The sequence below is a fragment of the Sinorhizobium sp. P24N7 genome, from assembly GCF_042436655.1.
GTDB classification, from domain to species: Bacteria; Pseudomonadota; Alphaproteobacteria; order Rhizobiales; family Rhizobiaceae; genus Sinorhizobium; species Sinorhizobium meliloti_A.
The window spans coordinates 1-255 of sequence record NZ_JBHMIW010000171.1; the positions used below are offsets into that span (position 1 = coordinate 1).

At 56.5% G+C, this 255-nt stretch carries 1 pseudogene; it reads left to right on the forward strand.

Annotated features, from left to right (window positions below):
- A pseudogene (locus tag ACFHWW_RS34545) lies at positions 1-221 on the forward strand (ISNCY family transposase); the annotation flags it as partial.
- Between the last annotated feature and the right edge of the window lie 34 nt (positions 222-255).

A 255-nucleotide genomic window follows, 5' to 3' on the forward strand; every position in this document is an offset into this window, starting at 1 on the left:
TGCACGCGACGAAGGCCTACCTGCAGCAATGGGGCAAGCCGATCGCCTTCTATAGCGACAAGCATGGCGTCTTCCGCACCACCCATGCTTCCAAGAAGGACAGAACCAGTGGCCTGACGCAGTTCGGGCGAGCCCTTTATGAACTCAACATCGACATCATCTGCGCCAACACCCCGCAGGCCAAGGAGCAGACATCACGATGCACCTTGTTGGATTTGTTGAGCGTCAATTAACCGGGGTTGGCGGCTACCATAT